General features: G+C 36.6%; 10 protein-coding genes. 9 read left to right on the plus strand and 1 reads right to left on the minus strand.

Features of this window, described 5'->3' with window-relative positions; all coding sequences use genetic code 11:
* Window positions 1-181: 181 nt before the first annotated feature.
* The 7 genes from HMPREF0381_RS08050 (at window position 182) to HMPREF0381_RS08080 (ending at window position 7,501) form a co-directional block, all read left to right on the plus strand.
* The gene (locus HMPREF0381_RS08050; protein ID WP_040461297.1) at window positions 182-577 is read left to right on the plus strand and encodes an Asp23/Gls24 family envelope stress response protein; all 396 of its coding nucleotides are present in this window, start codon (window positions 182-184) and stop codon (window positions 575-577) included.
* Complete coding sequence (locus HMPREF0381_RS08055) at window positions 577-1,083, plus strand: Gx transporter family protein (protein ID WP_008751463.1); 507 nt, start codon at window positions 577-579, stop codon at window positions 1,081-1,083. Before HMPREF0381_RS08050 ends, HMPREF0381_RS08055 begins: the two co-directional genes overlap by 1 nt.
* 67 nt (window positions 1,084-1,150) lie before the next feature.
* A complete protein-coding gene (locus tag HMPREF0381_RS08060) occupies window positions 1,151-2,299 on the plus strand; it encodes a CobW family GTP-binding protein (protein WP_008751464.1) in 1,149 nt (382 codons plus the stop codon).
* A gap of 21 nt (window positions 2,300-2,320) precedes the next feature.
* Complete coding sequence (locus tag HMPREF0381_RS08065; protein WP_008751465.1) at window positions 2,321-3,262, plus strand: TIGR03943 family putative permease subunit; 942 nt, start codon at window positions 2,321-2,323, stop codon at window positions 3,260-3,262.
* A gap of 7 nt (window positions 3,263-3,269) precedes the next feature.
* Window positions 3,270-3,683, plus strand: coding sequence for a cytidine deaminase (cdd, locus tag HMPREF0381_RS08070; RefSeq protein ID WP_040461298.1), 414 nt, complete (start codon window positions 3,270-3,272; stop codon window positions 3,681-3,683).
* 19 nt (window positions 3,684-3,702) lie between these two features.
* Window positions 3,703-5,622 carry an SH3 domain-containing protein gene (locus HMPREF0381_RS08075; protein ID WP_008751467.1) on the plus strand — a complete coding sequence of 640 codons (1,920 nt, stop codon included), beginning with the start codon at window positions 3,703-3,705 and terminating at the stop codon, window positions 5,620-5,622.
* A gap of 43 nt (window positions 5,623-5,665) precedes the next feature.
* Window positions 5,666-7,501 carry a cadherin-like beta sandwich domain-containing protein gene (locus HMPREF0381_RS08080; protein ID WP_040461797.1) on the plus strand — a complete coding sequence of 612 codons (1,836 nt, stop codon included), beginning with the start codon at window positions 5,666-5,668 and terminating at the stop codon, window positions 7,499-7,501.
* A gap of 44 nt (window positions 7,502-7,545) precedes the next feature.
* Here HMPREF0381_RS08080 and HMPREF0381_RS08085 read toward each other — a convergent pair whose 3' ends face one another.
* A complete protein-coding gene (locus HMPREF0381_RS08085; protein ID WP_008751469.1) occupies window positions 7,546-9,015 on the minus strand; it encodes a DUF1846 domain-containing protein in 1,470 nt (489 codons plus the stop codon).
* 212 nt (window positions 9,016-9,227) lie between these two features.
* On the opposite strand from HMPREF0381_RS08085, the gene HMPREF0381_RS08090 reads away from it, so the two are divergent.
* Entirely contained in the window at window positions 9,228-10,190 is a 963-nt protein-coding gene (locus HMPREF0381_RS08090; RefSeq protein WP_008751470.1) for a DUF4300 family protein, read from the plus strand.
* 142 nt (window positions 10,191-10,332) lie between these two features.
* Complete coding sequence (locus HMPREF0381_RS08095) at window positions 10,333-11,052, plus strand: DUF6882 domain-containing protein (RefSeq protein WP_008751471.1); 720 nt, start codon at window positions 10,333-10,335, stop codon at window positions 11,050-11,052.
* Window positions 11,053-11,184: the final 132 nt, after the last annotated feature.

Genomic DNA, 11,184 nt, shown 5'->3' on the forward strand with positions numbered 1-11,184 from the left:
TATACCGTATATCTATACTAACATATTTTAATAAGTTTGTTAATGCAGACTTATCGACTCTTATATGATTATATATAGTAAACAATACTCGCTAAATATTCGGATTACTGAATTTCTTCTCTCTTTTAATTTTATACAATATTTGATATAATTGGTAATCATAGAATATAAGGAGGCTTTTATGGCTGATACAATGGATATAAAGAAAGAAGATAAAACTGAAGCAACTGAGAATAAGAAGCTTGGTGAGGTAAAGATAGCTGATGAAGTTGTGGCTGTTATTGCAGGTATTGCGGCGACAGAAGTAGAGGGAGTTTACTCTATGGCCGGAAATATGACCAGAGATTTTATGGGTAAGCTTTCAGGAAGTAAGATGGCAAAGAGTATGAGAGGTGTAAGCGTAGAAGTAAATGATGATAAAGTCTGTGTAGATTTATCTGTCAATGTAAGCTACAATTACAATATTCCTGAAGTAAGTGAGAAAGTTCAGGAAAGAGTTAAGAATGCTATTGAAAATATGACAGGACTTATAGTGCTTGAAGTGAATATAAAGATAGCAACCGTAGTAGCTAAGTAATGAGAGAGTCTTCGACATATATACATAAAATAGCAACTGTCGGCATGCTGACAGCACTTGCAATGGTGATGGGTTTCATAGAGACACTTATACCTATAAATTTAGGCATACCCGGTATGAAGCTGGGGCTTGCAAATTTAATTGTAATCATTGCATTGTACTTGTTTGATATTAAGACAGCTATTGTTGTTTCATTTCTTAGAATAGTACTTATAGCTATGACATTCGGTAATGTTTCCATGATGATTTATTCTGTTTGCGGTGCAAGTCTTAGCCTGCTTTGTATGGTTATTGCAAGTAGGTTTAACGGATTTTCTACAATAGGAGTAAGTATAATCGGCGGTATAATGCACAATGTAGGTCAAATCATATGTGCCGCATTTGTTGTAAGAACTAATGGAGTATTTACATACTTGCCGGTATTACTTATTGCAGGTGTAGTAAGCGGAATGCTTATCGGTATAGCGGCCGGTCTTGTCATAGTAAGGATAAGCACACATAAATAGATGTAATAATATATATTGCAAGCTTGATTTTAAGTCAGGCTTGTTTTTTAGAGATAAAGGAGAAAATATGGCAAATACAAAGATTGATGTGGTTTCGGGATTTCTCGGCGCCGGAAAGACGACATTTATAAAGAGACTTGTAGAAAATGGTAAGGACAAGGGAAGGACAATAATAATAGAAAATGAGTTCGGTGAGATTGGTATTGACGGAGGATTCTTAAAGAATTCCGGAATTGAAATTAAAGAGATGAACTCAGGCTGTATATGCTGTTCTTTGGCAGGAGATTTTGAAGCTTCACTAAGAGAACTGCTGAAAGATTATGCTCCAAACAGAGTTATAATAGAGCCAAGCGGTGTAGGTAAGCTTTCAGACGTGTTAAAGGCGGTATCGGATGTGGAAAAGGATTTAGAAGTAGAATCAAATTCAGCTGTAACTGTAGTAGATGTAAAGAAATGTAAAATGTATATGAAGAATTTCGGTGAGTTCTTTAACAATCAGATTCAGTTTGCAAATACAATCATACTGTCAAGAACGGATCTTGCAGATAGTAAAAAGATTGAAGAAGCAGTTGCGCTTATAAAGGAAGTAAATCCGGAAGCAATCATTGTTACAACTCCGCTGGATAAGTTAAGTGATGAAAAAATAGAAGAACTGTTGTCAAAGCCTATAGACTTAAAGAGTGAGCTGTTGGAAGAGTTGGCAAAAGAGCATGAGCATCATCATCACCACGACGAGCACTGTGAGCATGAACATCATCATCACCATGATGAGCATTGTGAACATGAACATCATCATCACCATGATGAACATTGTGAGCATGAACATCATCACCATGATGAGCATTGTGAGCATGAACATCATCATCACCATGATGAACACTGTGAGCATGATCATCTTCACGGTGAACATGAACATCACCATGGTCATCATCATGCAGATGATGTGTTTGACAGCTGGGGAATGGAACAGGTACCTGCAATCAGTGAAGATAAGTTAAAGAGTATCTTAAACGATTTTTCAAATGAAGAAAAGTACGGTGTCATACTTAGAGCAAAAGGAATGGTAAAGGATGCCGACAGTGATGATTGGTTCTACTTTGATTTGGTTCCGGGTGAGAATGATATAAGAAGAGGTGATGCCGAGTACACCGGTAAGGTATGTGTAATAGGTGCCGGACTAAAGAGTGAAGAGTTGGAGAAATGTTTTAGAGTATAGTGCTTGTTGAATGGAGATATTATGGAGCAATTACCTGTTTTTGTTATCAACGGTTTTTTGGAAGCAGGAAAGACACAGTTTATGAAATTCACGATGCAGCAGGAGTATTTTAAGACTGAAGGAAATACTCTCTTGATTGTATGTGAAGAAGGGGATGAAGAGTATGATGAAAAATTGCTTAGCTCTACTCATACTACTATAAAATATATAGAAGATATAAAAGATTTCACAATACAAAATATGGAAAGATTTACCAAGGAGGTAAATCCTGAGAGAATACTTATAGAGTGGAACGGACTTTGGGAACAGGATAAGCTTGAGATACCCGACATTTGGTTTATAAATCAGATGATTACTATATATGACACTTCTACACTTGACCTTTATATAAAGAACAAGGATTTGAAGGCGTATATGGGTAAGATGCTGATAAATTCAGAGCTTGTTATATGCAATAGAGCAGATAATATTGATGAGGATATTCTAAGTACATATCATCTTCAGATAAAAGCAATGGCACCTAATGCCGAGATTATATTTGAAGGTGAAGAGGGTGAGATAACCGGAGATTTCAGTATAAACCTGCCTTATAATTTGGATGATAAAAAACTTATAATAAAGCCTGAAGACTATGGTGTTTTCTATATAGATATTATGGACAGAACAGAAAAGTATGACACAAAAGAAGTAGAGTTTACAGCACAGGTTGTAAGACCCGAAGGTATAGGTGATGATGTACTTATCACTGGAAGAAGGGCTATGACTTGTTGTGAAGCCGATATCCGGTTTCTTGGATTTGTATGTAAATATAGAGGTGCAAAGAATTTCAAAAACAAAGATTGGGTAAAGATAAAGGGTAAAATAAAGGTTGAGGTGAATAAGCAATACCGTGCTAAAGGACCTGTAATATATGCAGATGAGGTATTGCTTACAGGGCCGATAGATGGATTGGTTCAGTTTTAGGAGAATTATGTCGGATTTGGAATTAATAAAAGAGGCTAAAAAGGCAAGAAAGATGGCATATGTTCCTTATTCAAAATTTAAAGTGGGGGCTGCACTTTTGACAAAGTCAGGCAAAGTAATACATGGCTGCAATATTGAAAATGCAGCCTATACACCTTGCAATTGTGCGGAGAGAACCGCTTTTTTTAAGGCAATATCGGAAGGAATATATGATTTTTGTAAAATAGCCGTTGTCGGAAGCTTTGAAGATGCGGATGTTGATACCATATGCACTCCATGTGGAGTGTGTAGACAGGTGATGCAGGAGTTTTGCAATCCGAAAGAGTTTGAAATCTTAATGTCTGACGGTGCAAATTTAAGAAAAATGAAATTGGAAGAACTATTGCCATTTGGATTTGGACCTGATAATCTTAATAGATAAAATTATATTGGAAGGTTTAATGAAAAAGACATTTTTAAATAAGTTTGTATTTGTTACCACATTAGGTGCAATACTTGTTACATGTATTGGAAGAAATTTTTTTATAAAAGAAATCAATGCCTTTACAACTAAAAAAGGAACCGTTGATGTGAGCAGTTTGAATGTAAGATCAAATGCCGGTACAGGAAATAATACTGTTGCAACATTGCAAAGAGATGCCGATGTTACTGTACTTGATGAAGTAAACGGCGACGGGATGTATTGGTATAAGGTAGCATTCAATGACGGGTCCGTCAACAAGGAAGGCTATGTGGCAAAGAACTATATAAAGACCGAGTCTTTAACCGGCTATAAAACAGACAGAGCTTTTGAGTCGGAGATTGCCGGATTTCCTGAGAGCTATAAGAATAGACTGAGGGCATTGCATGCGGAATACCCGAACTGGAAGTTTGTGGTACAGGATGTAGATATTCCATGGGATGAAGTGATAAAAAATGAGTCACAAGTAGGCTTGAATCTGGTATCAAAGAATGCAAAGTCATCATGGAAGTCAACTGAAAAGGGGGCTTATAAATGGGAAAGCGGAACATGGATCGGATACGATTCGGATAACTGGGTTGCTGCCGGTGAAAGTATCATCAGATACTATATGGATCCCAGAAATTTCCTTGATTCCACTAATATATTCCAATTTTTAAGTCATGGTTATTCCACAGGTGAGCAGACTGAGGCAGGTATAGAAAAGATGCTAAGAGGCACCTTTATGGAGAGCAAATCAAGCAGACTCTCTGCAACTGAAGCTAAGGAAAACAGTACTGTAGCAACTACAGCACAGTCAACTTCAGCAGTTAAACAATCAACTTCAGCCGGCAGATTAAGCAGTGAAACGGGTACTGTCAAATCTGATAAAGAAAGTAGGAATAATGTTGAATATTCAAGTGTCGATGCACCTGTTGATGAAAATATAACTACCAAAGGTGATTATGTGAAGGTAGACGCACCTTTAGACGATTCAAATAAAGGCGAATTTTCCGATACGGAGCATGGACCCGGGGTGGTAAACGGTGATATAATAAAGGAAAGTCTGAGTTCTTCAGACAGCATTTATGCATCAAGTACGGCAACACCTGAAACAGAAAATCAAAATGCACTGTCAAACGGAAATACCTATGTGGATATGATTATGGATGCTGCAAAGAGTTCCGGTGTGAATCCATATGTGCTTGCAGCTATGATTATTCAAGAACAGGGAGTTAAGGGAAGCTCAGGGCTTATCAGCGGTACAGGAGGTATATACAACTTCTTCAATATAGAAGCATATCAGTCCGGAAACCAATCAGCTACATCCAGAGGACTGGCATGGGCCGGAAGCGGTGACACATATCTTAGACCTTGGAATACAAAGTCTAAAGCTATAACAGGCGGTGCCATGTACTATGGGGCTAATTATGCCAAAGCAGGACAGAACTCATTCTATCTTAAGAAGTTTAATGTACTTGGAGCAAACAGATATAAGCATCAGTATATGACAAATATAGAAGGTGCAAAGAATGAAGGGGCGATGCTTTCAAGGGCATACTCTGAAGAGGATAAAAAGGGGGTGTTTACATTTTACATACCTGTTTACAGGAATATGCCTGATACACCGGCAACAATGCCTGCCGGTGACGGCAATCCTGACAACAGATTGTCTTCACTTAGTGTGACCGGTTACAATATAACACCGGACTTTGCAAAGGATAATTTCTCATATACATTGGAAATACCTTCCAATGTAACTAAGTTAAATATCAAGGCAAATCCTTCAGATACAGGTGCTGATGTAACAGGTGGCGGAGATATTGAATTAAAGGATTCAAATTCAACAGTTGATATAATCGTTACAGCCAAGAATGGAACAAAGCAAAAATACAGCATAAATATAAAGAAAGGAAAGTAATACTGTATCTACATAGTTTTATGCAGTAATGTCGGAAAATAAGATGAAATATTTAAAAAAGCCTAATGTAAATATCATCATACCTTATTTTTTACTAGTCCTGATGTTTTCAATAGTATTGTCATTCAATGCTTTTGCAATGGGTATTAGTATAAGCTTTGCAGATGTGAATGCAACAGTAGGAGATGAAGTAAATTTGATAATGACACTTTCATCAAGTGATGGAAATATAGACAGTGCAACTATAATGCTAAGCTATGATGACAGTGTACTTGATTTTATCAGCGGCACCAATGCACAGGGCGGTGCCGGAAGTATAAAGGTGACATCAAATACCGGAACCGATTCAAGCAGTCAAGCCTATTCTTTGAAGTTTAAGGCAAAGACGGCAGGAGATGCTACTGTAGTGGTAAGCTCATGGGAAGTTTATGATACCGGTGCAAAGATGGCTACAATGCAGTCACAGGGTAGCGGCAGAATAAAAATAAAAGAGGCTGAGGCTTCTCCCGATACAACTGCCGAGAGTACGGTTGAAAAGACTAAGGAGGAGACTGTGGCTGTAAACAAAAAAGATGCTGCACTTGCATCTTTGAAAGTCAGCCCCGGAAATCTGAATCCGGATTTTAAAAGTGATATAAAAAATTATGATATGGATGTTGCCGGAAATATTTCAAATATTGCAGTCAATGCCAAGCCCAGACAAAACGGTTCAAAAGTTGTTATTACCGGAAATGACAATCTTGTGGTAGGTGTCAATGCGGTAGCTGTAAAGGTAACATCTCCTGACGGCTCGGCAGTGGAGAGCTATATCATAAATGTAAATAAAAGTGAAATGAAAAAGAATCTGGAAGAGTCAACAACTGCAAAAGAAAGTGTTGTTCCTGAGAGTAAGAGCGGTGGTGAAGATGCAATGAATATTGTATCTACCGACAACGGTCTTACTATTGGAGGTATAGATTATCAGGTATCGGACTCTTTCGATAAGAATATTCTGCCTGAGGGATTTGAGGAATCTACCTTCACATATAAAGGTAGAGAAGTTAAAGCCGGTAAGATGAAAAATCAGGATGTATATATCTTATACCTTGTAGGCAATGACGGTTCAGGTGATTTTTATATATATGATGATGCTTCAGATACCTGGTCTATATACACTCAGATAAATACCGGTGCAAAGAGTATCACAGTGATGCCGATTGACAGTAAAGTTGAAAAACCTAAGGGATTTATTGAAAGTATTCTTGTAATAAACGGTAAAAAGTTGCGCGGTTGGATATGGGCCGGTGATAATGACAAGAGATACTGTGTTGTATATGCTATGAACTCTGACGGAAGAAAAGATTTCTACAGATATGATATGGAAGAAGGTACAATACAGAGATATTTTGTCGATCCCAATGTAGATACCGGGGTATCGAAGGCGGAGTATGATATACTGGAAAAGAAATATGAGAGAAGTAATGAATTGCTTAGAAATATAATAGCACTGGCGATTATATTAGCTGTATTTGTGATATTACTGCTTATTTCAAATGCTTCAAATAAAAAGAAGGCTAAAAAAACAAGTAAGAATGTTACCAAAAAGAAGAATAAGAGTAATATTACCAAGAATGTAGATCTTATTTCCGACAAAGATCAAAATGATGAAGCTCCTCTTGAATATATGCCTTTAAGCCAAAAGAAGGATGAGGACAAGGAAGAGGCTGAGATTGATACAGATGATGGATTTTCCGAAGTGGATATATCTGACGGTTCAGAATTAAATGAGCAAAGTGTAGATGAAGAAGAAGCTGAAGAAGAATCTGAAAAAGATGACGATTCAAAAAAAGATGATGATTCAAAAAAAGATTTTGATGATTTTGAAAATTTATTTTTTTAAAATTTGAATATAAGGGGCTGTCACGATTGCGACAGCCCCTTATATTATTTTTTATTACCGTATTTTGCTTCTGTAGTGAGTCCGATTCCAAGTTTATTAATGGTTTTAATATCGATATCAGAGAGCATTACACTTGAGTGCATCTGAAGTCCTTTAAGTTTCGGAATAGCATGTAGGGCTTTTCTTGCATTTTCATCTGTTGCGGCAGATATGGAAAGTGCAATAAGTGCCTCATCTATATGAAGTCTTGGGTTTGAACCGCCCAGATAAGTGGTTTTTAACTCTTGAACAGGTGCTATAACAGTTGGTGAGATAAGTTTTATTTCATCATCCACTCCGCTTAGTGCTTTAAGTACATTTAAGATAAGAGCGGCACCGGCACCAAGAAGATCTGATGTCTTACCTGTAATAAGTTCACCGCTTTCAAGCTCGATTGCAGCTGCCGGAAGGTGGGTTGTTTCAGCTTTTAAGAGTGCGGCGGAAACAACTTTTCTATCATCAATACTTGTCTTTGCCTGTTGCATTATAAGTTCAAGCTTATACACTTCACCGGCCTTACATTCTCCCTTTACAAATCTGCAAAGAGAAGTATAGTATCTTCTAATGATTTCCTGCTTACTGGCTTCTTTGCATACCTCATCATCAATTATACAGTTTCCTGCCATATTTACACCCATATCTGTAGGTGACTTGTATGGACATTCACCGAATATTCCCTCAAATATAGCCATAAGTACGGGATAGATTTCAATATCTCTGTTGTAGTTGACTGTTGTTTTGCCATATGCTTCCAAGTGGAACGGGTCAATCATGTTCACATCATTTAAGTCGGCGGTTGCGGCTTCATAAGCCAGATTCACAGGATGTTTTAAAGGCAGATTCCAGATAGGAAAGGTTTCAAATTTTGCATATCCGGCTTTAATCCCTCTTTTATTCTCATGATAAAGCTGTGACAGGCAAGTTGCCATTTTTCCTGAACCGGGCCCCGGAGCTGTAACTATCACAAGCGGTCTGGATGTAATTATGTAGTCATTTTTTCCATAGCCCTCTTCACTGACTATATGTGCCACATTGCTTGGATATCCGTCAATCAGATAGAGTCTAAATACTTTTATTCCAAGGTTTTCCAGTCTTTCTTTAAATGTATCTGCACTCTTTTGCCCTGAATATTGTGTAATACAGACGCTTCCTACAAAAAGCCCCTTACCACGGAATGCATCTATAAGCCTTAAAACATCTGCATCATATGTAATACCATGGTCTTCACGAATCTTATTCTTTTCTATATCTATTGCAGAGATTGAAATAATGATTTCAGCCTGATCCTTAAGCTGAAGAAGCATTCTAAGTTTTGAGTCCGGCTCAAATCCCGGAAGCACCCTGGATGCATGGTAGTCGTCAAAGAGTTTTCCGCCAAACTCAAGATAGAGCTTGTCACCAAAACTTGCAATTCTCTCCTTGATATGCTCTGACTGTGTTTTCAAATACATTTGATTATCAAAACCAACCTTCATATATATGTCTTCCTTTTTAAAAATGAACTATAAAAAACAAAGTCACATTATATCACTTTTCCAAGTGAGATAAAAGGGTCATACATTATTTTCTTATATTATAGGTAATAAATTTTTACTTAAATTTTAAAAAATAAATCTAAAAACCTATATATTTTTAAGTCGGTTTAAGTGATATACTAAGGCGACTAAAAAAGAAAGCAGGTTGATATATGAAAAAGCAACTTTTAGTAACTGCAATTGGATTGGCAATTGTTTTGGGAGCATGTTCAAATAAGGCAGGCGGTGAAGGTACATTATCCGCTGAAAGCACTACTGTAGTTAATGACAGTACCACTACAGATAGAACCGGTGATGCCACAGAAACAAGCATTGCTTTAAGTAAGGCAAAGATTCATCTTAAGTATTCAAATCTGGTAGACAATGAGACCAGAGAAAGAGTAAAGAAAGCACTGGCAAATGCAGGGGTAAGTGATGAAAAGATAAATAAATTTTTTGAGGCTGTAGATGAATATAACAATGCAGTCGGAAGTAAAAATCTGGTACAGGAGATGACAAGCATTGAGGCGGCATTTCCTACATTTGACCAAGATAAACTTATAGATGCATGGCTTAACAAAAATCAAGGTTTTGTAGGCAGAAACTGTAGAATAACATCATACTCTTTGATGGGAGATTCTATAAAAGTAGGCAATAAAACTCCCGGAGATACTACAATGCTGTTCAATGATTTTGATGCAATCAATGCAAAAAAGATATTTGAGGGCGAGGATAAGGAAAAGTTTGATACTATATTTTCATATATAGACGTAAATAATACACATGATACAAATGAACTTGCAAATGAGATAGTAAAGTCATTGGATGATAAGCAGATTTCATTTGATAATGATAAGATGCATATGATTTCGGTATTTATGACTATGGATGACGGAAAGAATCAGGTTCAGGAGTTTATAGGACATACCGGAGTTTTGGTAAAAGACGGAGATAAATATCTGTTTATTGAAAAGCTTGCATTTGAATTGCCATATCAGGTAGATGAGTTTGACAATCTACAGGATGTAAATGATTATCTTATGGGATATTATGACAATGATGCAGAAGGACTTACTGCAAAACCGATTATATTTGAGGACAATCATGTAATGAAAGAGTACAGAGTATTAAATTAATACTTGCATTTACATCTTTGATGTAGTTAAATAATACCATAGTCAAGAAGGTTTGACTTAAAAGATTGTTTGATATAATTTATAACAAGTTGTTAAAAAGTTATAATCATTTTGACCGCAATAATATTATTATAGAGGTGTTATGACTGAGAGAGTAAATATATTAAAAACAGACTATAAGATGGATCGCACCGACTTAAGGCAGGTTGTATCGGCAGTCTTTGGCGGTATGCTCCATGTGCAGGATATGATTGATATGTATGTTGCAAAGGGACAGAGCTGGAATGTGGATTTTGCTGCACAAAAAATAAAAATAGGTAACAGTATATATCCTATTCAATTTATTGGAAGTGAGTCTATACAGTCAAATGATTGGCTGTGGGGCTGGGAAAATATAAACGGATTTGATGAGAGTTTGCTTACTCTTGTAAACGAGGCAAAAGCTTTTGGAGAGAATGTGGGCTTTGATATTTTGACTGTTCCGAAACTTCCCTTGACAGAGAGTGTTACAGGATATATTCTCTCAATGATTGCCTGCACTATAAGTGAGAAAAACTGTGGATACTATCCATGTAGACATTCAGGCGGAGTTGCCTTTGTTGCATTATGTGATCTTCCTGAAAGCTTCTTTGAACCTGTAAACTCAACCGGTTTTATCAACAATATAATGAAAGCGATAAGTCTATATGAGCTTGATCATAAAATACTTGTAGAAGGATTTTTGGCATGGAACGGCTGTGAGTACCACCGGGAAGAAAATGATATCTGTGCAACATTTGAAAATAAAGAACAGTTACTGATAAGATTTGAAGATATAGATAATAAAAAGAGAATAAAGACTATTGAAGGAACAGTAAGATAAATAAGGGGGACCTCTTTTAGAGGTTCTCTTTTTACGATAGAAAAATAAAGTGACAGAAATTAAAAGCTGATACATATATAAAATTTACCAGCTCTGAGGAATAAAAACTTTTCACAATAAAACAATAAGATC

The organism is Lachnoanaerobaculum saburreum DSM 3986, assembly GCF_000185385.1.
GTDB classification, from domain to species: domain Bacteria; phylum Bacillota; class Clostridia; order Lachnospirales; family Lachnospiraceae; genus Lachnoanaerobaculum; species Lachnoanaerobaculum saburreum.